Origin of the sequence: Corynebacterium sp. AOP36-E1-14 (assembly GCF_052377495.1) — a bacterium.
Lineage (GTDB): Bacteria > Actinomycetota > Actinomycetes > Mycobacteriales > Mycobacteriaceae > Corynebacterium.
The window spans coordinates 29,380-50,799 of sequence record NZ_JBQSWV010000010.1 but is presented as its reverse complement, the minus strand read 5'-3'; the positions used below and the strand labels follow the sequence as shown (position 1 = coordinate 50,799).

General features: G+C 67.6%; 19 protein-coding genes. 16 read left to right on the top strand and 3 right to left on the bottom strand.

Translation table 11 applies throughout. The features are described from left to right. Window positions 1–175 precede the first annotated feature (175 nt). The 11 genes from ftsY to rplS all read left to right on the top strand — a co-directional run bounded on the left by ftsY (window position 176) and on the right by rplS (window position 13,301). Window positions 176–1,726 (top strand): signal recognition particle-docking protein FtsY, encoded by a 1,551-nt coding sequence (gene ftsY, locus ACT3TD_RS06525; protein ID WP_444614762.1) that lies wholly within the window; start codon window positions 176–178, stop codon window positions 1,724–1,726. A gap of 178 nt (window positions 1,727–1,904) precedes the next feature. Then, window positions 1,905–3,314 carry an ammonium transporter gene (locus tag ACT3TD_RS06520; protein WP_301441838.1) on the top strand — a complete coding sequence of 470 codons (1,410 nt, stop codon included), beginning with the start codon at window positions 1,905–1,907 and terminating at the stop codon, window positions 3,312–3,314. A 168-nt stretch (window positions 3,315–3,482) separates the two neighbouring features. Next, entirely contained in the window at window positions 3,483–5,093 is a 1,611-nt protein-coding gene (ffh, locus tag ACT3TD_RS06515; protein WP_301441837.1) for a signal recognition particle protein, read from the top strand. A 264-nt stretch (window positions 5,094–5,357) separates the two neighbouring features. Beyond that, window positions 5,358–5,852 carry a 30S ribosomal protein S16 gene (gene rpsP, locus ACT3TD_RS06510; RefSeq protein WP_441579528.1) on the top strand — a complete coding sequence of 165 codons (495 nt, stop codon included), beginning with the start codon at window positions 5,358–5,360 and terminating at the stop codon, window positions 5,850–5,852. Window positions 5,853–6,228: 376 nt separating this feature from the next. Beyond that, window positions 6,229–7,572, top strand: a complete 1,344-nt coding sequence (gene gdhA, locus ACT3TD_RS06505) for an NADP-specific glutamate dehydrogenase (protein ID WP_301444167.1) — start codon at window positions 6,229–6,231, stop codon at window positions 7,570–7,572. Between the two features lie 64 nt (window positions 7,573–7,636). After that, window positions 7,637–8,230 carry a ribosome maturation factor RimM gene (locus tag ACT3TD_RS06500; protein WP_301444166.1) on the top strand — a complete coding sequence of 198 codons (594 nt, stop codon included), beginning with the start codon at window positions 7,637–7,639 and terminating at the stop codon, window positions 8,228–8,230. Window positions 8,231–8,241: 11 nt separating this feature from the next. Continuing rightward, complete coding sequence (gene trmD, locus ACT3TD_RS06495) at window positions 8,242–9,108, top strand: tRNA (guanosine(37)-N1)-methyltransferase TrmD (RefSeq protein WP_441579530.1); 867 nt, start codon at window positions 8,242–8,244, stop codon at window positions 9,106–9,108. A 135-nt stretch (window positions 9,109–9,243) separates the two neighbouring features. After that, window positions 9,244–9,963: a hypothetical protein gene (locus ACT3TD_RS06490; RefSeq protein WP_301443801.1), complete on the top strand. Its 720-nt coding sequence runs from the start codon at window positions 9,244–9,246 to the stop codon at window positions 9,961–9,963. A 24-nt stretch (window positions 9,964–9,987) separates the two neighbouring features. Next, the gene (locus tag ACT3TD_RS06485; RefSeq protein WP_301443800.1) at window positions 9,988–10,353 is read left to right on the top strand and encodes a hypothetical protein; all 366 of its coding nucleotides are present in this window, start codon (window positions 9,988–9,990) and stop codon (window positions 10,351–10,353) included. Continuing rightward, on the top strand, window positions 10,350–12,803 hold the full coding sequence (locus tag ACT3TD_RS06480) for a Tex family protein (protein WP_441579531.1): 2,454 nt from the start codon (window positions 10,350–10,352) through the stop codon (window positions 12,801–12,803). Before ACT3TD_RS06485 ends, ACT3TD_RS06480 begins: the two co-directional genes overlap by 4 nt. Before the next feature lie 156 nt (window positions 12,804–12,959). Continuing rightward, window positions 12,960–13,301 (top strand): 50S ribosomal protein L19, encoded by a 342-nt coding sequence (gene rplS / locus ACT3TD_RS06475; protein WP_301443798.1) that lies wholly within the window; start codon window positions 12,960–12,962, stop codon window positions 13,299–13,301. Window positions 13,302–14,209: 908 nt separating this feature from the next. On the opposite strand, the gene ACT3TD_RS06470 is transcribed toward rplS, so the two are convergent. After that, entirely contained in the window at window positions 14,210–14,518 is a 309-nt protein-coding gene (locus ACT3TD_RS06470) for a hypothetical protein (protein ID WP_301443651.1), read from the bottom strand. A gap of 18 nt (window positions 14,519–14,536) precedes the next feature. After that, a complete protein-coding gene (locus tag ACT3TD_RS06465; RefSeq protein ID WP_301443650.1) occupies window positions 14,537–15,625 on the bottom strand; it encodes a type I restriction enzyme HsdR N-terminal domain-containing protein in 1,089 nt (362 codons plus the stop codon). 317 nt (window positions 15,626–15,942) lie between these two features. Here ACT3TD_RS06465 and ACT3TD_RS06460 point away from each other — a divergent pair, with 317 nt between their 5' ends. Together ACT3TD_RS06460 and ACT3TD_RS06455 are read left to right on the top strand one after the other, a co-directional pair. Then, window positions 15,943–17,439, top strand: coding sequence for an anion permease (locus tag ACT3TD_RS06460; protein ID WP_301443649.1), 1,497 nt, complete (start codon window positions 15,943–15,945; stop codon window positions 17,437–17,439). A gap of 6 nt (window positions 17,440–17,445) precedes the next feature. Continuing rightward, complete coding sequence (locus ACT3TD_RS06455; protein WP_441582881.1) at window positions 17,446–18,435, top strand: LacI family DNA-binding transcriptional regulator; 990 nt, start codon at window positions 17,446–17,448, stop codon at window positions 18,433–18,435. Between the two features lie 21 nt (window positions 18,436–18,456). On the opposite strand, the gene ACT3TD_RS06450 is transcribed toward ACT3TD_RS06455, so the two are convergent. Next, entirely contained in the window at window positions 18,457–19,095 is a 639-nt protein-coding gene (locus tag ACT3TD_RS06450) for a DUF4352 domain-containing protein (RefSeq protein ID WP_301443647.1), read from the bottom strand. 392 nt (window positions 19,096–19,487) lie between these two features. Here ACT3TD_RS06450 and lepB point away from each other — a divergent pair, with 392 nt between their 5' ends. From lepB to ACT3TD_RS06435, 3 genes are read left to right on the top strand one after another with little or no spacing between them, the layout of a single operon-like run. Next, window positions 19,488–20,378 carry a signal peptidase I gene (gene lepB / locus ACT3TD_RS06445; RefSeq protein WP_301444092.1) on the top strand — a complete coding sequence of 297 codons (891 nt, stop codon included), beginning with the start codon at window positions 19,488–19,490 and terminating at the stop codon, window positions 20,376–20,378. A 20-nt stretch (window positions 20,379–20,398) separates the two neighbouring features. Next, window positions 20,399–21,061, top strand: a complete 663-nt coding sequence (locus ACT3TD_RS06440; protein ID WP_301444093.1) for a ribonuclease HII — start codon at window positions 20,399–20,401, stop codon at window positions 21,059–21,061. Then, window positions 21,058–21,363: a DUF2469 domain-containing protein gene (locus ACT3TD_RS06435; RefSeq protein ID WP_038548047.1), complete on the top strand. Its 306-nt coding sequence runs from the start codon at window positions 21,058–21,060 to the stop codon at window positions 21,361–21,363. Before ACT3TD_RS06440 ends, ACT3TD_RS06435 begins: the two co-directional genes overlap by 4 nt. Window positions 21,364–21,420 lie beyond the last annotated feature (57 nt).

The following is a 21,420-nucleotide window of genomic DNA, read 5'->3' as shown; positions in this document are numbered from 1 at the left end:
AGGGCTCAAGGTGCCGCACCTTGAGCCCTCAGGTCGTTGAGGAGGGGCCTCGGCGACCTGAGGGGTCAAGGTGTCGTCCTGAATTGGTGGACGGCGGCGGGGGAGAAGAGGGCACTGGGGAAGAAATCCACGCCCTGCGGCACACGGGGCGGCGGTCGTTTGGTTCACTGGTGACATGGACCCGATTATCTGGATAGTCATAGCCGCCGTCGCGGTCATTGTCATCGTCGCCCTGCTGATCGTCCTCGGCATCCGTCGGGGCAAGCAGAAGGAGATCTCCTTCGAGAAGAAGTCGGAGATCGAGGAGAAGAAGCCGACCTCCGGCAACTACCAGGCGCAGGGTGGATTCAACTTCAGCGCCGGTAGCGCCGCCGGGGTGGCGGAGAAGGAGCCTGAGGTTCTCCCGGGTCAGGAACTCGGCGGGGACAAGGAGCCGCCGACCGCCCCGACGCCGCCGGTCGCGCAGCCCGCACCCGAGCCCGAGCCCGCACCCGAGCCCGAGCCTGCACCCGAGCCGGAGCCGACACCCGAGCCTGCACCCGCGCCTGAGCCTGAGGCAACCCCTGAGCCGGAGCCGACCCCGGAACCTGAGCCGACGCCTGAGCCCGAAGCGGAGCCGGAGGTCGACGCTGAGCCTGCTGAGGAGCCGGAGGTCGAGCAGGAGCCCGTCCCCGAACCGGAGCCGACTCCCGCACCCGTCGTGGAGCCCACGCCGGAGCCTGAACCGGAACCCGAGCCGGAGCCGGAGCCCGAGCCCGAACTGGAACCCGAGCCTGAGCCGACTCCGGAGCCCGTGGAGGAGATCGCCCCGGTCGAGGGACGTATCGGTCGTCTGCGCGGCAACCTCTCCAAGTCGCAGAACGTCATCGGACGTGGTGTCCTCGGCATCCTGTCCGCCGGTGACCTCGACGAGGACGCCTGGGAGGAGATCGAGGACACGCTGATCATGGCGGACCTCGGCACCAAGACCACCCTCGCCGTGGTCGAGGATCTGCGGGGCCGGATCTCCAACCAGGGTGTCTCCAGCGAGGAGGAGGCCCGCGCCCTGCTGCGCTCCTGCCTCATTGACGCCTGCAAGCCCGGTCTCGACCGCTCGATCCACGCCATGCCCTACGAGGGCAAGCCCGCGGTGATCATGGTCGTCGGTGTCAACGGCACCGGCAAGACCACCACCACCGGCAAGCTCTCCCGCGTGCTCGTTGGCATGGGCCACTCCGTCCTGCTGGGCGCGGCGGACACCTTCCGTGCCGCCGCCGCCGACCAGCTGGAGACCTGGGGACGCCGCGTCGGGGCGAAGACCGTGCGCGGCAAGGAGGGTGCGGACCCGGCGTCCGTCGCCTTCGACGCCGTGGCCAAGGGTGTGGACGACGGCATCGACGTCGTCCTGGTCGACACCGCCGGACGTCTGCACACCTCCGTGGGCCTGATGGACCAGCTCGGCAAGGTCAAGCGGGTCGTCGAGAAGAAGGCCAAGGTCGACGAGGTCATCCTCGTGCTCGACGCCACCGTGGGCCAGAACGGACTGGTCCAGGCACGCATGTTCCGTGACGTCGTCGACATCTCCGGTGTCGCCCTGACCAAGCTGGACGGCACCGCCAAGGGAGGCATCGTCTTCCAGGTGCAGGAGGAGCTTGGCGTGCCGGTCAAGCTCGTCGGCCTGGGCGAGGGCGCCGACGACCTCGCCCCGTTCGAGGTCGAGGGCTTCGTGGACGCTCTGCTGGGCTAAACCCAGGCCTGGAACCGCACCACTGAAACACCGCCGTAATCTTGCGGCGGTGTTTTTCATGCACACGAAATCATCCGGCATGAACAGACGAAACATCGGGGCACTTAACTACTCAGGGTGAGACACCGGCGCTACTGGCCGGAGACAACCCCCACGCAACCCTGAGGAGTCCCCCGAAATGACACCCGAGGAAATGGCGGCAGCCACAGGCGACTCGGCCTGGATGCTGATGTCCGCCGCACTGGTGCTGCTGATGACGCCGGCACTGGCACTGTTCTACGGCGGAATGTCGCGTCAGAAGTCCGCCCTGAACATGATGATGATGTCCTTCGGCACGCTGGGGCTGATCGGCGTGATCTACGTGCTGTGGGGCTGGTCGATGTCCTACGGCACCGAGACCGTGGGGGGACTGTTCTCCAACCCCTTCGAGTTCTTCGGTCTGAAGGACTCGGTCACCGACGCGAACGGCAACTACATCGCCGGCGCCGAGGGGTACGCCAACGTGATCGACATCGGCTTCCAGCTGACCTTCGCGGTGATCACCGTGGCGATCATCTCCGGCTCGCTGGCCAACCGCGTGAAGTTCTCGACCTGGATGGTCTTCGCCGGGATCTGGGCCACGCTGGCCTACTTCCCGATGGCCCACATGGTCTGGGGCGGCGGACTGCTCTCCGACGGCGAGGACGGCCTGGCCGCGATGATGTTCGGCACCGTCACCGAGGACGGCGAAAACGTGGCCGCGATCGCCCCGATCGACTTCGCCGGCGGCACCGTGGTGCACATCAACGCCGGTGTGGCGGCCCTGGTGCTTGCCCTGATCATCGGGCGCTCGCGCACCTTCATGAAGGAGGGCTCGCGCCCCCACAACCTGCCGCTGGTCATGCTCGGCGCGGCCCTGTTGTGGTTCGGCTGGTTCGGGTTCAACGGCGGCTCCGCCTTCGGTGCCAACGGCGAGGCCGGCCTGGCGTGGCTCAACACCACCGCCGCCACCTGTGCGGCGATGCTCGGCTGGCTGCTCGTGGAGCGTCTGCGCGACGGCCACACCACCTCGCTGGGTGCCGCGTCCGGTGTCGTCGCCGGCCTGGTGTCGGTCACCCCGGCCGCCGGTGACCTGACCCCGGTCACCGCCATCATCCTCGGCGCGATCGGCGGCGCCCTGGCCGCCGTCGGCGTGGGCCTGAAGTTCCGCTTCAAGTTCGACGACTCCCTGGACGTCGTCGGCGTCCACCTGGTCGCCGGTATCTGGGGCACGATGGGCATCGGCCTGCTGGCCACCGACCGTGGCCTGCTCACCGGTGGTGGCGCGGACGGCTTCAAGCTGTTCATCGTCCAGATCGTCATCGCCCTGGTCGCCGTGGTCTTCTGCACCGTCGTCACCGCCGTCATCGGCCTGGCGCTGAAGTACACCATGGGCTGGAGGATCTCCGGCGACGACGAGTCCGCCGGCATCGACACCACCCAGCACGCCGAGTCCGCCTACTCCTACTCCGACGAGGAGGACTTCGAGGAGGTCGACGACTTCGACTCCGCCCAGGGCGACGCCCACCGGGCCAACGACCTCGCCGACGAGGCGCACCAGAAGAGTTAGGACGCACCGGACGCACCGGACGCACCGGACGCCCCACGGCCCGCCGGCCGCGGGGCGTCCTGCGCACCCGGTGCGTCCTGCGTCGTTTTCGGGGGTGAGTAGGAAGGTCCGCACACACCGGGTACGGTGGTGGGGTCAGAAGCCATTGCGTAAGGGAGTAGTTCCACAGTGTTTGAGTCCTTGTCCGATCGCCTGTCCGGCGCCCTCAAGGGCCTGCGCGGAAAAGGCAGGCTGACCGAGGCGGACATCAACGCCACCGCGCGTGAGATCCGCCTGGCGTTGCTGGAGGCCGACGTCTCCCTCCCCGTCGTGCGCGCCTTCATCAAGCGGGTCAAGGAGCGCGCCAACGGCGTGGTCGTCTCCGAGGCGCTCAACCCTGCGCAGCAGGTCATCAAGATCGTCAACGAGGAACTGCAGAACATCCTCGGCGGGGAGACCCGGCGCCTGAACCTGGCCAAGAACCCGCCCACGGTGATCATGCTCGCCGGCCTGCAGGGTGCCGGTAAGACCACCCTGGCCGGAAAACTCGCCAAGCACCTGGCCAAGCAGGGCCACACGCCCATGCTCGTGGCCTGTGACCTGCAGCGTCCCGGTGCGGTGCAACAGCTGCAGATCGTCGGCGAGCGCGCCGAGGTCCCCACCTTCGCACCGGACCCCGGCACCTCCCTGGACTCCCTGGACCACGAGATGGGCACCAGCCACGGTGACCCCGTCGCCGTGGCCCAGGCCGGTATCGAGGAGGCCGGGCGCACCAAGCACGACGTGGTCATCATCGATACCGCCGGCCGTCTCGGCATCGACGAGACCCTGATGACCCAGGCGCGCAACATCCGCGACGCGGTCAACCCCGACGAGGTCCTGTTCGTCATCGACTCGATGATCGGCCAGGACGCCGTCACCACCGCCGAGGCCTTCCGCGACGGCGTGGATTTTACCGGCGTGGTACTCACCAAGCTCGACGGCGACGCCCGTGGTGGTGCCGCACTGTCGATCCGTGAGGTCACCGGCAAGCCGATCATGTACGCCTCCACCGGTGAGAAGCTCGAGGACTTCGACGTCTTCCACCCGGACCGCATGGCCAACCGCATTCTGGGCATGGGCGACGTGCTCAGCCTCATCGAGCAGGCCGAGCAGGTCATGGACCAGCGCAAGGCGGAGGACTCCGCCGCCCGCATGGCTTCCGGGGAGCTCACGCTCGAGGACTTCCTCGACCAGATGCTGATGATCCGCAGGATGGGTCCGCTGGGCAACGTGCTCAAGATGCTGCCCGGCGGCAAGCAGATGAACGACATGGCCGACATGGTCGACGAGAAGCAGCTCGACCGGATCCAGGCCATCATCCGCGGCATGACCCCGGCCGAGCGCGAGAACCCGAACATCCTCAACGCCTCGCGCCGTAAGCGCATCGCCGCCGGTTCCGGTGTCACCGTCGCCGACATCAACCAGCTCGTCAGCCGCTTCCACGAGGCGAAGAAGATGATGGGCAAGATGGCCGGCCAGTTCGGCATGGGCGGTGGCGGCATGGGCCGCTCGGCGACGAAGAAGAAGCCCAAGGGACGAAAGGGCAAGAACGGCAAGCGCAAGCCCGCGAAGAAGGGCCCGTCGCAGCCGCAGATGCCGCAGGGGATGCCCGGGATGCCGGGCATGGGTGGCATGCCGGGGATGCCCGGTGGCGGCGGCATGCCGTCGATGGCCGACCTGAAGAAGATGCAGCAGCAGATGCCGGAGGGCTTCGAGAACATCGACATGGACAACCTCGACTTCGGCAAGGGGCGCTAGGCGCCTCCTTCCGTAAGGCGCGCGCCGGCTGGCCGGGCCGGGCCGGCAGGGGCGTCCTGCGGATTTGTCCGGCTGATCTACCGCACTGTAGTGTCGAGTAGTCTGCGTAACACCGATCACGACCCCGGTCGTCCGGTGGTCACGCGCAGGATAAATCCAAGGGTTGAACCGGCCCGTGACCCCAGAGGTCCCCACCGTCGTGGGAGGCGTGGGGGAGCGGGTGACCGTACTGCCCGGTGACCGTCAACAGGAAAGAGGACCACCATGTCCGTCAAGATCAAGCTCCAGCGCCTCGGCAAGATCCGTACCCCGCACTACCGCGTGGTCATCGCCGACGCCCGCACCCCCCGCTCCGGCAAGGTCATCGAGAACATCGGCATCTACGAGCCGAAGGCCGAGCCGTCCGTCATCAAGATCGACTCCGAGCGTGCCCGCCACTGGCTGTCCGTCGGCGCCCAGCCGACCGAGCCGGTCCTCGCCCTGCTGAAGGTCACCGGTGACTGGCAGGCCCACAAGGGTCTCCCGGGCTCCGAGGGCACCCTGAAGCCCCAGCCGGAGAAGACCTCCAAGCTGGACCTCTTCAACGCCGCTCTCGCCGAGGCTGCCGACGCACCCACCGCCGAGGCCATCACCGAGAAGAAGCGCAAGGCCAAGGAAGAGGCCGAGGCCAAGGCTGCCGCCGAGGCTGAGGCTGCAGACAAGGCCGCTGAGAAGGAAGCCGAGAAGGCTGACGACGCCGAGGCCGCCGAGTCCGAGTAGGACTCCCGTCTCCCCGCCGGGCCTCGTAGAGGCCCTCGGCGGGCCAGTCGGACGCCGCCTCCACCGTGCACACGGTGGAGGCGGCGTTTTTTCGTGTCCGGGCGCGGTCCGGGCACCGTTGGTGCGACCTCCGGTCTGTGCGATGGTGCTGCCGGCATCAGCGACAGGGGTGGGTCACGGGGGTGGTCAGGGCGCCCGGGGAGCGTCCGCAGCAGGTTTCTCCAATGTTTCGCCACCATTTCCTGCGCTGGCCGTGGACGAAACAAACCAGGTCAGAATGTGTGTCATGGGTCACTTGTGTGGCGAGGTTGTTAAATCGACTGTGTCCGGCAGGTAAAATATCCCAGGTAAAGAAGATTTCACCGAAGGGAGCACGATGGACGTCGATGCCACAGTCAAGACCTATTACGAGCAGATCCTCCAGCGCAACGCAGGTGAGCCGGAGTTCCACCAGGCGGTCTCCGAGGTTCTCGACAGCCTGACCCACGTTCTGCGTAAGGACCCCCACTACGCGGACATGGGCCTGATCCAGCGGCTGACCGAGCCGGAGCGCCAGATCATCTTCCGGGTCCCGTGGGTCGACGACCAGGGCAACGTCCACGTCAACCGTGGCTTCCGCGTGCAGTTCAACTCCGTGCTCGGGCCGTACAAGGGTGGGCTGCGTTTCCACCCGTCGGTGAACCTGGGCATCATCAAGTTCCTCGGCTTCGAGCAGATCTTCAAGAACTCGCTGACCGGCCTGCCCATCGGCGGCGGCAAGGGCGGCTCCGACTTCGATCCCAAGGGTCGCAGCGACCTGGAGATCATGCGGTTCTGCCAGTCGTTCATGACCGAGCTCGGCCGCCACATCGGCGACAAGATCGACGTGCCCGCCGGCGACATCGGAGTCGGTGGCCGCGAGATCGGCTACCTCTTCGGCCAGTACCGTCGTATGGCCGGCCGCCACGAGTCCGGCACCCTGACCGGCAAGGGCCTGCAGTGGGGTGGTTCGCTGGTGCGTACCGAGGCCACCGGCTACGGCGCGGTGTACTTCACCCAGGAGATGATGGCCGCCCGCGGCGAGCGTCTCCACAACGCCCAGGTCATCGTGTCCGGCTCGGGCAACGTGGCGATCTACGCCATCGAGAAGGCACAGGAGCTCGGCGCCAACGTGGTCGCCTTCTCCGACTCCTCGGGCTACGTCTCCACCCCGGACGGCGTGGACGTCGAGCTGCTCAAGGACATCAAGGAGGTCCGTCGCCTGCGCGTGGCCGACTACGCCAAGGAGGCCAAGGGCGCGTCCTTCCACAAGGGCGGCAACGTCTGGGAGGTCGAGGCGGACGTGGCGCTGCCGTGCGCCACGCAGAACGAGCTGGACGGCGCCTCCGCCGAGCTGCTCGCCGACAACGGCGTGAAGTACGTCGCCGAGGGTGCGAACATGCCCTGCACCCACGATGCGGTGCAGGTCTTCTCCAAGCGCAAGATCGACTTCGCCCCGGGCAAGGCCGCCAACGCCGGCGGTGTGGCGACGTCCGCCCTGGAGATGCAGCAGAACGCCTCGCGTGACTCCTGGTCCTTCGACTACACGGACAAGCGTCTGCGCGACATCATGGGCAACATCTTCCGCACCACGGCGAAGACCGCCGAGGAGTACGGCATGGAGGGTGACTACGTGGTGGGCGCGAACATCGCCGGCTTCCGCAAGGTCGCCGACGCGATGGCCTCACAGGGGATCATCTAGTCGATGATCTGGCCGGCACCCGCCGGCACCCGTTAGGCGGGGCAGGCACGGTATCCTGACCTCCATGTCAGGCACTGAACAGCTCCAGATCGGACGGGTCATCAAGCCGCACGGCGTGCGCGGGGAACTCGTGGTCGACGCGACCACGGACGACCCGGGGGGACGCTTCGCCGTCGGCGCCGTCCTCACCGGACGCAACCGCGGGGTGGAGCGCACGCTCACCGTCACCGCGGCGCGTCCGCACCAGGGGCGGCTCCTGGTCACCGTCGCCGAGGTCGCCGACCGCACCGAGGCCGAGACCCTGCGCGGTCTGCGCTTCTTCGGCGATCCGGTGCTCGACGAGGGGGACGACGGCTACTACGACCACCAGCTCGTGGGCCTGCGCGTGCTCGACTGCGGCCAGGTCGACGAGGACACCGCCAACGCCCGCGCCTACGACGGCGTGGAGCCCGAGCCCGTCGACATCGGCGAGGTCAGCGGTGTCGTCCACGGGCCCGCCGGCACACTGCTGGAGGTCGACGTCGACGCCGAGTCGTCCCTGTCGACCGCGGGGTCGACGATCCTGGTGCCCTTCCGGCACGCCATCGTGCCGATCGTGGACCTGGACAACGGGGCGCTGGTGCTGACCCCGCCGGAGGGCCTGCTGGAGCTCGGGTAGGATCAACCCCCATGCGCCTGGACGTCGTCACCATCTTCCCGGAGTACCTCGACCCGCTGCGGCATGCCTTGCTGGGGCGGGCGATCGAGCGTGGGATCCTCGAGGTCGGCGTCCACGACCTGCGCGCCTGGACCCACGACGTGCACAAGGCCGTCGACGACACCCCCTACGGCGGCGGCCCCGGCATGGTCATGAAACCCACGGTGTGGGGCCCGGCGTTGGACGACGTCGCCGCCCTCACCGGCCCCGCCGCCGTCGGTGAGAGCCTGCGCAGCGCGCAGGCCCACGTACCCGGAACGGCGCCGGACGCCGCGGCGTCCGACGACCCCGAAAGCGAGACGGACGCTGCGACGGACGCTGGGGCGTCCGATGACCGTCCCGTGCTGGTGGTGCCCACCCCGGCGGGTGCGCCGTTCACCCAGCAGACCGCCGAGCGCTGGGCGTCCGAGGACCGGCTGGTCTTCGCCTGCGGACGCTACGAGGGCATCGACCAGCGCGTCTTCGACGACGCGGCCAACCGCTACCGCGTCGAGGAGGTGTCCCTCGGCGACTACGTGCTCATCGGCGGCGAGGTCGCCGTGCTGGTGATGGCCGAGGCCGTGGTGCGCCTGATCCCCGGGGTGCTGGGCAACCGGCGCAGTCATGAGGAGGACTCCTTCCAGGACGGCCTGCTGGAGGGGCCGAGCTACACCAAACCGCGGGTGTGGCGGGACCTGGAGGTGCCGGACGTGCTGCTGTCCGGCGACCACGCGAAGGTGGACCGGTGGCGCCGCGACCAGGCGTTGAGCAGGACCGCGGCGGTGCGTCCCGAACTGATCGACGCCCTGGGGCAGGACGGCGGCCTGGACGCCCGCGACCGCAGCGTGTTGGGGGAGTAGTTCTCCCCAGGGGTGGGGTTGTCCACAGCGTCCTGGGCGGATGCGCGGTGGGCGCCGGGCGGGGACGGCGGCGGGGGTTAGTGTTCGCGGCGAGGGCCGGACAACTGCCGGCCATGTGCGAGGGGGAGGAACACCATGCCAGTCACCGAACCGGTGAACAGTCCGTCGGTCGAGGAACTCACCGTCTACCCGTTCAACCGGATGGAACTCCGGATGGCACAGAGCGGGATGCGGGGACGCTCGGCGGCCGAGCGCGCGGCGATCTCGGAGATGGTGCGCACCCGCGGCGCCGCCTACGCCGCGCGGTTCCGGCACGCCACCGAACTGTCGTGGCGGATGCCGGAGATGTACTGGGCGGCGATGGAGGACGGGCGGATGACGCTGGACCACATGGACGCCGTGTGGCGTCGACTCGACCGGCACGCCGGGCTGCGTGCCCACATCGAGGAGCAGGAGGCCGAGCTGCAACGCGAACGTGACCTGCGCGGATGCGAGGATGACGGGGAAGATGCCGACGGTGGGAATCCAGGTGAGGAGGGGTACGGGGACCCGGTTCCGCCGGTAACGGAGGACAACCCGTGGCGTCGGCGTTATCCGGAGGTCGAGTCGGCCTACTGCCCGTCGGCGGACCGGGCGGTGGAGGTCTCGGTCGCCGACTGGCTCATCGCCAGCCCGCACCGGCTGATCACCTCCTCGGGTTCGGGGTCGTTGATCCCGCGCTCCACGGTGACCATCCACCGGCTGCGGGAGGTCGTCGACGGTGCCGTGGACGACGACCTCAAGGAGCGCGAACTCTATGAGCAGCACCGCGGCCAGCCGCCGCGGGTGGCGACCCAGGAGTTCCCCGCGTTCTGATTGGGGGTGGTTAGGATGGCGGACATGACAGCACACGGCACGTGGACCGACATGAACGTCCTGCTGCGCCCTGAACTGGGGTCTGAGGTCGGCGAGGCGGTGCGCAGCGTCCTCGCCCGGCGTGGCGCGGGCCAGGTGGAGGTGGAGTTGACCGGTATCGAGTCCGCCTGCGAGCCGGACAACATGCTGCTCGCCGAGTACCAGCAACGCTTCGACAGTCCCGCGATCAGCGAGCAGGTTCACCGCCTCACCGTGTCGGCGAACTGGCAGGGGGAGGCTCCGGGGACCGCTGACGTCACCGCCTCGGTGGCCGGTTGTCTGCCGCCGGCACCGGACGGGACGCCCGGACTCTGGTTCGGGCAGACGTCCACGCTACGATCGTCCGAATGAGCGTCCGAAACAACGCAGGAACACACACCTCCACGATCACCGCGACCCTCGCCCGGGAACTCGGGGTCGACGAATCCCAGGTGGTCGCCACCGTCGGTCTGCTGGACGAGGGCAACACCGTCCCGTTCATCGCCCGCTACCGCAAGGAGGTGACCGGCGGGCTGGACGACACCCAGCTGCGCGACCTGGAGTCCCGGCTGCGCTACCTGCGTGAACTCGAGGAGCGCAAGCAGACCGTGCTCGCCGCCATCGACGAACAGGGCAAGCTGACCGACGAGTTGCGCGACCTGATCGTCGGCTGCGAGACCAAGGCCCGCCTGGAGGACCTGTACCTCCCGTTCAAGTCCACCCGCCGTACCAAGGCCACGATCGCACGCGAGGCCGGCCTCGAGCCGCTCGTCGACTCCCTGCTCGGCGACTGCACCACCGACCCCTCCGAGCTGGCCGCCGGTTTCGTCACCGAGGGCTTCACCGACGCCAAGGCCGTGCTCGCCGGTGCGCGTGCCATCGTGCTCGAGGAGATCTCCACCGACGCCGACCTGGTCGGTGAGGTCCGTGAACGCTACTTCAGCACCGGGACGATGACCGCCGGGGTCGCCGCGGGCAAGGAGAACTCCACCGAGGCGCAGAAGTACCGCGACTACTTCGAGTTCTCCGAGTCCTTCACCAGTCTGCCCAGCCACCGCATCCTGGCACTGCTGCGCGGGGAGTCCGAGGGCGTGCTGCAGCTCAACCTCGACGCCGGCGACGACGAGGTCTACCAGGGCATGATCGCCCTGGCCCGTGGCCTGGAGCCCCGTGGCGACGCCGCGGACGGCTTCCGCGCCGAGTGCGCCCGCTTCGGGTGGCGCACCAAGCTGCAGGTCTCGTCCGGCGTGGACGTGCGCATGCGCCTCAAGGAGCGCGCCGACGAGGCTGCCGTGGACGTGTTCTCCCGCAACCTGCGCGACCTGCTTCTGGCCGCCCCCGCCGGTCAGCGCGCCACCATCGGCCTGGACCCCGGCTACGCCCACGGCGTGAAGTGCGCGGTCATCGACCAGACCGGCAAGGTGCTCGACACCGCGGTGGTCTACCCGCACAAGCCGCAGAACCGGTGGGACGCCGCGGCGTCCTCCCTGGCCACGCTGTGCGCCAAGCACAACGTGGAGCTCATGGCGGTGGGCAACGGCACCGCCTCGCGCGAGACCGAGAAGCTCGCCCGCGAGATCTCGGCCACCGTGGCGGACGCCACCGGGGCGCGTCCGACGCCGGTGATGGTCAGCGAGTCCGGTGCTTCGGTCTACTCCGCCTCCGAGCTCGCCGCCGAGGAGTTCCCCGACATGGACGTCGCGCTGCGCGGCGCGGTCTCGATCGCGCGTCGCCTGCAGGACCCGCTGGCGGAGCTCGTGAAGATCGACCCGAAGTCGATCGGGGTGGGGCAGTACCAGCACGACGTGAACCAGGCGCTGCTGGCGTCCGGCCTGGACTCCGTGGTGGAGGACGCGGTGAACTCGGTGGGCGTGGACGTCAACACCGCCTCCGTGCCGCTGCTGCGCCGCGTGGCCGGGGTCAACGCCACCATCGCCGACAACATCGTGCGCCACCGCGAGGACAACGGTGCCTTCGCCACCCGCCGACAGCTCAAGGACGTCTCACGGCTCGGGCCGAAGGCCTTCGAGCAGTGCGCCGGATTCCTGCGGATTCACGGCGCCACCGACCCGCTGGACGCCTCGGCGGTGCACCCCGAGGCCTACCCGCTGGTGCGACGCATCACCGAGGCCACCGGCGTGGCCGTCACCGACCTGGTCGGCAACACCGCGGTGCTCGGCAAATTCAACCCGCGCGACTTCGCCGACGACACCTTCGGCGTGCCCACGGTCACCGACGTGATCGCCGAGCTCGACAAGCCGGGACGCGACCCGCGCCCGGAGTTCCGCACCGCCTCGCTGGCCGAGGGCATCGAGAAGCTCTCCGACCTGAGCCCCGGCATGGTGCTGGAGGGCACGGTGACCAACGTCGCCGCCTTCGGTGCCTTCGTCGACCTGGGCGTGCACCAGGACGGGCTGGTGCACGTGTCGGCGATGTCGGACAAGTTCGTCTCCGACCCGCACGACGTGGTCAGCTCCGGGCAGGTCGTGAAGGTCAAGGTCATGGAGGTCGACGTCGACCGCCAGCGCATCGGCCTGAGCCTGCGCCTGCAGGACGAGCCGGGTGAGCCGGCCCGACGCGGTGGAGGCAACGGCGGCAACGGCGGTGGACGCGGTGACGGTGGTCGTGGTGACCGTGGCGGGCGCGGCAACGGCGGTGGCCGCGGCAACGGCGGCGGGAAGAAGCCCGGACAGGCGCACAAGGGCGGCCGGGACAACGGCGGCAACGGTGGCCGTGGCGGCAAGGGAGGCGGCAACCAGAAGTCGTCCAACGCCTCGGGCTCCATGGCCGACGCACTCAAGCGGGCCGGGTTTGGCCGCTAGGGCCTGACGCTGGCATAATGGCCGGGTTGCGTGAATCCGCCCCGTGATGCGGGGTGCTCGCGCGTCAAAATTCAATGGTGTGGGCACGAACGCGTACCGCCTCCCGGGGCAGGTCGTGGGTCCTCTGTCCGATCGAAGACAAAGCAAGGAAACAACATGCACTATCTCGACAAGGTCGACGCCGCACAGCTGCGTAGCGACATCCCCGACTTCCGTCCCGGCGACACCGTCGACGTCCACGTCAAGGTCATCGAGGGCGCCAAGAGCCGTGTCCAGGTGTTCCGTGGCGTGGTCATCCGTCGCCAGAACTCCGGCATCCGCGAGACCTTCACGGTCCGCAAGGTTTCCTTCGGCGTCGGCGTGGAGCGTACCTTCCCGGTCCACTCCCCGAACATCGATCACCTCGACATCCTGACCCGCGGTAAGGTTCGTCGTGCGAAGCTGTACTACCTCCGTGACCTGCGCGGCAAGGCCGCCAAGATCAAGGAGAAGCGCTGAGCTTCTAGGCCCTGACCGGCCTGTGACTGGCCCCGGCCTGCACCTCCCCGTCTGCGGGGGAGTGCGGGGCGGGGCTTTTCCCATGTCATGGCCCGGTGCTCGGCGGTGGGTCGGGGGCCGGCCCGGGCGGGACGAGGGGAGGCGGGTACCAAGTTGGACCTGGAAGCGTTGAGTTGGCCCACTCAACACCCCCAGGTCCAACTTGGTACCCCGCCGTGGGTGAAGCCCGCGGGGAGAGGGGCGAAAATCGAGCGTGGGATGTTTGAACCGGCCGATTCAAACATCCCACGCTCGATCTTCGCCCCTCGTTGGTACTCAAGAGCCTCGGGCTCAGAGGTACTGCTCGCATCCCGTGCCGACGAGTTGACCGGAGCGGCAACCTTCCGCCACCTCCGCCTGCATGGTGCCGGGTGCCGGTTCGCCCGGCGGGTAACCGCACTCCGCGTATGAACAGGTGCCACCCTGCCATGCCGGGATGGTGGACGGGTCCGGATCCTCACTCTCCTCCATGAGCCGGTAGAACTCCTCAGGGTCGATGACGCCGTTGGAGGGATTGCAGTCGGCGAAGTCCCATACGTAGGCGTCGGTCCCGGGGCAGCGGGTGCCTTGCCCGGGAGGAGCCCAGATCCCCTGAGGTTGCGTGAACTCCTCTGCCTCGGCGACGGGTGTCTCCGCCTGTGGTTCTACGAGGGCGGGGACTTCTGGGGTCGCCGGCGTGCTGGTGTCCTGCGAGGTGCTGGTGGCACTCGTCGATGAGGACGAGGTGGACGTGGTAGAGGTGAAGGCGGCCGAGGCGGTGGCTGACGTTGAGTCGGCGGGAGACGCCTGATTCCCGTCCCCACAGCCAGCAAGGGCGAGGGGCCCGAGCATCAGTACCCCGAGAAGGCTCTGCCTGGTCCGCGTCCGCATCAGCGTGCTCCGCATCGTCGTAGCTGGGTGCCGATGCGGGACAGGATGATTCCGGTAAAACCGCCGGTAGCGAAGATGGCTGCGACGATTCCGATGGCCAGGTCTTGGGACGTTCGCGCATCGGCGACCGCAATCACCGCGATGAGGCCAGCGACCACGAATATGATGGCGGAGACAACGCCCCACAACTGGAAGGCGTCGAAGGGCGCCCTGTAGCTGGGAGGGGCGGTGGCCGCCGACTTGTTCTGCAGAACGGCCTTCTGCGGCAGAGACGGGCGATTCGTGGGGTTCCAGGGTTGGTCAGGCACTCTGTCGTCTCCTTCCGGTCAGCTGGCGATCAGCGATCGGACCCGGGCACGGAGGTGATCTGCATGCTCGTAGATTCCGTCGATGGAGTTCAGGTCGTGCGGGGTCTCTGCCTTGTTCTCGTCGAACAGGACGATCCGGGGGACCTTCCTGTCAAAGAGGAGGCGGGCGATGGGCTTACGGTTGTTGTCCTGGAAGAGGATCGCGCAGTAGGACTTGGCGTCGCGCATGGTGATGTCGGTGGCCGAGACATCGGAGCAGCAGATGGCGCGGATGATGCTGTGGGCGTGGCGTTCTTCTTCGGTGGTGACGATGCCGTCCTCCGAGACGGGTTCAGGTTCCGGCTGGTCTTCCGGTCCTTCCACGGGCACGGCGACCGCTGAACGGGGATCCTCGAAGTCCTGGGCGGATCGTAGCCGTCGGTTGGTTTCATCGCGAAGGTACTGGCCCGCGGCCGTCGCCGCGAGACGGGTGAAGAGATCCAGGTTCGCTGCGGTCATGCGGCGCGAGGTGACTCGGGCGGCGAGAATCTTCACCCAGTCCGTCGACGGTTCCCTGAGTTCTGCGGCGATGGTCTTGCGCAGTTCGGAGACGTACTTGAGTTCCTCGGCGCTTGCGGCGATCGTCTCAGAGTCGAACTGGGTCTTGGTGCACATCTCGAGGTGGGGGAAGATTCTCGCGTCGACCGACGAGAGGTCGAGGGTCATGAACGGTTTCTCGTCCATGCGGTTCACCGCGTCGAGCTGGGCGTAGAACTGGTAGACCTCACCGTTGGTGAGGATGGCGAACTCGGTGTCGGTGACGTTGAAGTACCGGACGAGCTGTGTGGCATGGCTGAGGTCGAGTGGCTCACCGATCTTCTTGCATTCGATGAGGAACCGGAAGTCGTCGCCTGACTTGATCGCGAAGTCGACCTTCTCGCCCTTCTTCTTGCCGATGTCGGCGGTGTACTCCGGGATGACCTCGCGGGGGTCGGTGACGTCGTATCCGAGGACATTGCTGATGAAGGGGATGATGAACGCGGTCTTCGTCGCCTCTTCGGTCTCGATGATGGGCTTGAGCTCGCGGACCTTTGTCGCGAGTGCGCTGATCGCCTGGTCGATGGCCATGGTTGACTCTCTTCTTCGTGAGTGGATGCGTGGGGTGGTGGAGAGTCCCTCCCTGAGCGTGGAGACTTGAGAAGATAGTACACAGATAAAAAGAAGATTGAGCGAGTATTGGACTGAGTTCCCCTCCGCGCTCACCCCCGGGGTAATGCAGGTCACTATACGAAGAGCAACGTCTAAAAATCACACGCCCATGTCTTGCCCGCGCACGGACCGGATGGATACGATTCCATTAACGCGTTGGAATCGAATCCACACACCGGTGGACAACGAGGACAGCGGGACCATCCGAACCGCATCGCACAAAGGATTTCTGCGACATGTCAACCACGACAGCAGCAGCAACACAGGAACACCCACGGGTCGACGCCCCGCCGGCGTCCCACTGGAAGTCGATCCTCATCGGCTTCGGGATCCCGATCCTGATCACGGCCATCTTCTGGTTCAGCCCCCACCCGGCTGAGCTCACCGACGAGGCCTGGCGCATGTTCGGCCTCTTCGTCGCCACGATCGTCTGCATCATCATGGCGCCGATGCCGATGGGTGCCGTCACCCTCATCGGCATGGTCGCCGCCGTCCTGCTCGGATTGGTGCCCCTGGCGCCGAACAGCGACGACCCGTCCGCGCCCTTCGCCCTGGTGGGCTTCAGCAACGCCACGATCTGGCTGATCGTCATGGCGTTCCTGCTGTCGCGCGGGTTCATCAAGACCGGGTTCGGACGTCGTATCGCCCTGTTCTTCGTCTCGAAGTTCGGCGGGCGCATGCTCGGTGTCGGCTACGGCCTCAGCCTCGCCGACCTGGTGATGTCCCCGGCCATCCCGTCTGCCACGGCCCGTGGCGGCGGAATCATGGCCCCGATCATGACCTCGGTGGCCAAGACCTACGACTCCGAGCCCGGCCCCACGGCCCGGCGTGCAGGTTCCTTCCTGTCCCTGGTCTCCTCGAACGCGAACTCGATCACCTGCGCCATGTTCCTCACGGCCATGGCCGGTAACCCCCTGATCGCCTCGCTCGCGGCACAGCAGGGCGTGGAGATCTCCTGGGCGACCTGGGCGCTCGGCGCGATCGTCCCGGGCATCACGGCCCTGATCGTGATCCCGCTGGTGATCTACGTGGTCTACCCGCCGGAGCTGAAGAAGACCCCGAAGGTCAAGGAGATGGCGCGCAACGAGCTCGACGCCCTCGGCCCGATGTCCTACGGCGAGAAGGTGCTGGCCGGTACGTTCCTCGTCCTGCTGCTGCTGTGGACGGTCGGCGACCTGGTGCTCGGCATCTCCGCTACGACCACTGCCTTCCTCGGCGTGATCATCCTCATGATCTTCCAGGTTCTGACCTGGGAGGACATCATCCGCGAGAAGGCCGCGTGGGACACGATGACCTGGTTCGCCGTGCTCTACATGATGGCGACGACCCTGTCGGCCTACGGCTTCATCGACTGGATCTCCGACCTCATCGCCGGTTCCCTCGGCTCGATGGGCTGGCTGCCGGCCCTGGTCCTGCTCATCGTGATCTACTTCTTCGCCCACTACTTCTTCGCCTCGGCGACGGCGCACATCTCCGCGATGTACATCGCCTTCCTGGGGGCGGCGCTGTCCCTCGGCGCCCCGCCGCTGCTGGCCGCGCTGATCCTGGGCTACTGCTCGAACCTGTTCCAGTCGCTGACGCACTACGCGGGCGGAGCCTCCCCGACGTTCTTCGGCACGAAGTACAACACGGTCGCCCAGTGGTGGCGTGTCGGCCTGATCGCCGGTGTGGTCTCCCTGGCCATCTGGATCGTGGTCGGTGGCGCCTGGATGAACCTCGTCGGGATCTGGTGATCTGTCATGACGTCGCAGACACCACGTCCGTCCCTGAAGGCCGTCGCCGAGCGCGCCGGCGTGGGTTACGGCACCGCCTCGCGCAGCCTGTCGGGTGAGGGGTCGGTCGCCCCGGAGACCCGCCAGCGGGTGCAGGCCGCCGCAGAAGAGCTGGGCTACGTGCCCAACATGCTGGGGCGCGCGTTGCGCCGCCAGCGCACCACCTTCGTCGGCCTCGTTCTTCCTGACCTGGGCAACGAGTACTACACCGAGGCACTGGACACCATCCACGACGCCCTTGCGGACGCCGGCTACCAGATGATCACCGTCGCCGACGCCACCGCCGCCGGGCAGGACGCCCTGGTGACGTCCCTGGAACAGCAGCAGGTCGCGGGCATCATCCAGGTTCCCGTGGTCGGTGCGTCCGCCACGACGGACCTGCCGTTGGTGCAGTTCAACCGGTCCGGGCTGGGCGAGGGGGTGCCGTGCGTGCTCTGTGACGACGAGGACGGTTTCCGGCGCCTCGCCGAGCTCGTCGTGGCCCGCGGCTACCGCGACATCGCGGTGCTGTTCGGCGACCCGGCGATGTCGACGACACGGGCACGCGCCGCCGGGGCACTGCAGGCGGTGGACGGCACGGACGCGCGCGTGCGCTACTTCTCCGGTGCCTACACCGCCGAGTCGGGACGTCTCATGATGCAGGACCTCCTCGACCGGGCGGACGGCAACCCGCCGCCGGACGCGATGATCGTGGCGTCCCCCCGGCTGATGGCCGGCGTCGCCCAGGTGCTGGGGGAGCGCGGGCTCAGCATCCCCGGCGACGTCGCCGTCGCTGCCTTCGACGACCCGGAGTGGTACCGGCTGCTCGGTGCCGGGATCACCACCTTCGATGCGCCGCAGCGTGAGATGGGACGCATCGCGGTGTCGATGCTCCTGGAGATGATCGAGTCGGGCGAGATGCCGGCCGACCCGGTGCAGGTGGTCACCGGCACGGTGGTCGAGCGGGGCTCGCTGTAGCTCAGGGCCCCGGTATCTCGTCTAGAGGGTGGTGGTCCACTCCGCCTCGGCGGAGTTCATGAAGGACATGGCCTCCTCGAAGTTCAGGCGGTAGTCGCCGGGCTCGCCGGTCCCGTCGAAGCAGACGACGCCGGCGTAGCTGCCGCCGGGGCCGACCTCGACCGAGTCGTAGTCCGCCTCGGTGGAGAAGGTCTGGCTCTGGGTCACACCGTTGGGGTCGGTCAGCTTCCAGTCCATCGCCCCGTTCAGGCTCACCGAGTCATCGCCGGTGACCTGGAAGTTGACGTCGACGCACAGGTACTGGCTGCCCAGGGCATCGGTGGTCGCGCGCAGGTTGCTGGCGGTGATGTCCGCCTTGTCGGTGCTGACGGTGTCGCCGACCTGGGCGGGGCCGGCCTCCCCGTCAGCGTCCCCGCTGTCGTCGGTGCCCTCGTCGTTACCCTCGCCGTTGCCCTGGGCGTCCTGGCTCGTGGACGAGTCGTTGGAGTCGCTGGAGGCGTCGTCGTCGCCTCCGCTGAGCGCATTGGCCAGCACGATGACCACCACGATGATCACCAGGATGATGAACCACGCCCGCTTGTAGAAGGGTTTCTTCTCGGGGGTCGGCTGCTGGAAGGGCTGCTGTTGGGGGTGCTGGGCGTACTGGTTCTGGTCGGTCATAATGCTTGGTCCTCTCGAGAAGGTGACTCACCCGTGTGTGGGCGAGGTCGTCAATGCGCCGGTCTCGCGATCCGGCCGTCGGTCACGGTCGGGGATGACCCCGGTCCGATATTAAGAATGTGTGATGTCTCTACTTATCTTGGAACGATGGGTAAACACAGTTAAGTAAAGTGCCTACAGTTCGGGATACTTCAGCATCCCGTGCGGGGGATGTGGTGGGGCTGACCTCGTCGCCGACGTTCGTGGGGCGATTCTCGGCGCGGTGCGGCTCCGCCGAACCCGATACGCCCGGGGGTAGTTGGGGAGGGGGAGGCGGCGCGTAGCGCTCGACCCGGAGGCCGGCCCGATCGGTGGGGAGGGGTTGGGCACTGTAACTGGTAACGTCTGTTGCCGTGACTGATCCGAACACCCCTGACGACGCCGACGGACTCGAGACCCCGGACGCCGCACGGCCCCCGGAGTCCGACGACACCTGGGGGAACCGTCCGGACGAACGGGACGAGCAGGACGAGCAGGAGCGTCCCCTCACGGAGCGCGAGAAGGTCGCGGCACGCCGTGAGGAGTCCGAGCGGAAGAAGAAGCGGACCTATCCCTGGTGGGTGGAGTTCCCGATCATCCTCGTCGTCGCCCTGGTGCTGCTGGCGCTGTTCAACTCCTTCGTGGGGCGTCCGTACCTGATCCCCTCGGAGTCGATGGAGCCCACGCTGCACGGTTGTGAGGACTGCGTGGGCGACCGCATATTCGTCAACAAGTTGTCCTACAGTTTCGGCGGTGAGCCGACGCCGGGCGACGTGGTGGTGTTCAACGGGCCGGAGTCCTGGAACGACCAGTACGTCTCCCAGCGCTCCGACAACAGCGTGGTCAGTGGCGTGCAGACCGCGCTGTCGTACATCGGCATCCTCGCCCCGGACGAGAACGCCCTGGTCAAGCGTGTCATCGCCACCGGTGGCCAGACGGTGCAGTGCCAGGCCGGCGACCCCGGCGTGATGGTCGACGGCAAGAAGGTCGACGACTCCTACACCCGCTCGCCGATGACCTACAAGGTTGACCCGATGACCGGGTCGGACGCCTGCCAGGGTGCCTACTTCGGCCCGGTGACCGTGCCCGAGGGCAACCTGTGGGTGATGGGCGACAACCGGACGAACTCCGGTGACTCCCGATTCCACATCGGCGACGAACTCCAGGGCACCGTGCCGGTCGACGACGTCGTCGGCAAGGTCACGGCGAAGATCTGGCCCCTGGACCGCATCGGCGGCGTCGACGCGCCGGACATCCAGCAGTAACCGTGTCCGCGGTACGAACCATGCCGGACGGCCGGACGTTGGAGTGGGCCGTGCACAAGGCCGGCCTGGGGCCGGTCGCCGGCGTGGACGAGGCAGGACGCGGCGCGTGCTGCGGGCCGGTCACCGTCGCCGCCTGCGTCCTGCCGCCGGGGCCCCTCCCGGAACTGGAGGGGCTGACCGACTCCAAAAAGCTGACGGCGAAGAAACGCGACCTCTACTTCGACATCGTGCGCGAGGTCGCCGAGGACTGGGCGGTTGTGCATGTCCCGGCGTCCTACGTGGACACCTGGGGCATCCAGCACGCGAACCTGGGTGGGATGCGTCGGGCGGTGGCGTGTCTGGAGGTGCGCCCCGGCTACATCCTCACCGACGCGATGAAGGTCAACGGCTTCCCGCGGCCGCACCTGCCGGTGGTCAAGGGGGACCTGATCGCCCGGTGCATCTCGGCGGCGAGTGTGCTGGCGAAGGTCTCGCGCGACCGGCTGATGGTCGAGATGGACGCCGAGTTCCCCGGCTACGGGCTGGCCGGCCACAAGGGTTACGGCACCGCGTCTCACATGGCCTCGGTGAGTCTGCTCGGCGGGACCCCCGAGCACCGTTACACTTATTCGAATGTGGCCGCCGCACATCGGCGGTGGCAGGCAGGACCGCCGATCGACAAGGGAGATGACCAGCAACCGTGAGCGCCGAGGAGCTTGAGGACTACGAGGCCAACGTGGAGCTGTCCATGTACCGCGAGTACCGGGACGTGGTCAGCCAGTTCAGCTACGTGGTGGAGACCGAACGACGTTTCTACCTGGCCAACGCCGTGGAGTTGTTGCCGCGCAACGCCAACGGTGAGGTCTACTACGAGGTACGGATGTCGGACGCCTGGGTGTGGGACATGTACCGCCCCGCCCGTTTCGTGCGCTACGTGCGGGTGATCACGTACAAGGACGTGAACATCGAGGAGCTCGACAAGCCTGACCTGCGCATGCCCGACTAGTTCTGCTGGCAGTCTGGGGCGGGGAGGACGTGTCCTCCACAGGGGTCGGGTTGTCCA

Excerpts from the sequence above, each read along its gene's own strand:
- ftsY (WP_444614762.1), top strand. The coding sequence starts at position 176 with ATGGACCCGATTATCTGGATAGTCATAGCCGCCGTCGCGGTCATTGTC.
- ACT3TD_RS06520 (WP_301441838.1), top strand. The coding sequence starts at position 1,905 with ATGACACCCGAGGAAATGGCGGCAGCCACAGGCGACTCGGCCTGGATG.
- rpsP (WP_441579528.1), top strand. The coding sequence starts at position 5,358 with ATGTCCGTCAAGATCAAGCTCCAGCGCCTCGGCAAGATCCGTACCCCG.
- gdhA (WP_301444167.1), top strand. The coding sequence starts at position 6,229 with ATGGACGTCGATGCCACAGTCAAGACCTATTACGAGCAGATCCTCCAG.
- ACT3TD_RS06500 (WP_301444166.1), top strand. The coding sequence starts at position 7,637 with ATGTCAGGCACTGAACAGCTCCAGATCGGACGGGTCATCAAGCCGCAC.
- trmD (WP_441579530.1), top strand. The coding sequence starts at position 8,242 with ATGCGCCTGGACGTCGTCACCATCTTCCCGGAGTACCTCGACCCGCTG.
- ACT3TD_RS06490 (WP_301443801.1), top strand. The coding sequence starts at position 9,244 with ATGCCAGTCACCGAACCGGTGAACAGTCCGTCGGTCGAGGAACTCACC.
- ACT3TD_RS06485 (WP_301443800.1), top strand. The coding sequence starts at position 9,988 with ATGACAGCACACGGCACGTGGACCGACATGAACGTCCTGCTGCGCCCT.
- ACT3TD_RS06480 (WP_441579531.1), top strand. The coding sequence starts at position 10,350 with ATGAGCGTCCGAAACAACGCAGGAACACACACCTCCACGATCACCGCG.
- rplS (WP_301443798.1), top strand. The coding sequence starts at position 12,960 with ATGCACTATCTCGACAAGGTCGACGCCGCACAGCTGCGTAGCGACATC.
- ACT3TD_RS06465 (WP_301443650.1), bottom strand. The coding sequence starts at position 15,625 with ATGGCCATCGACCAGGCGATCAGCGCACTCGCGACAAAGGTCCGCGAG.
- ACT3TD_RS06460 (WP_301443649.1), top strand. The coding sequence starts at position 15,943 with ATGTCAACCACGACAGCAGCAGCAACACAGGAACACCCACGGGTCGAC.
- ACT3TD_RS06455 (WP_441582881.1), top strand. The coding sequence starts at position 17,446 with ATGACGTCGCAGACACCACGTCCGTCCCTGAAGGCCGTCGCCGAGCGC.
- ACT3TD_RS06450 (WP_301443647.1), bottom strand. The coding sequence starts at position 19,095 with ATGACCGACCAGAACCAGTACGCCCAGCACCCCCAACAGCAGCCCTTC.
- ACT3TD_RS06440 (WP_301444093.1), top strand. The coding sequence starts at position 20,399 with ATGCCGGACGGCCGGACGTTGGAGTGGGCCGTGCACAAGGCCGGCCTG.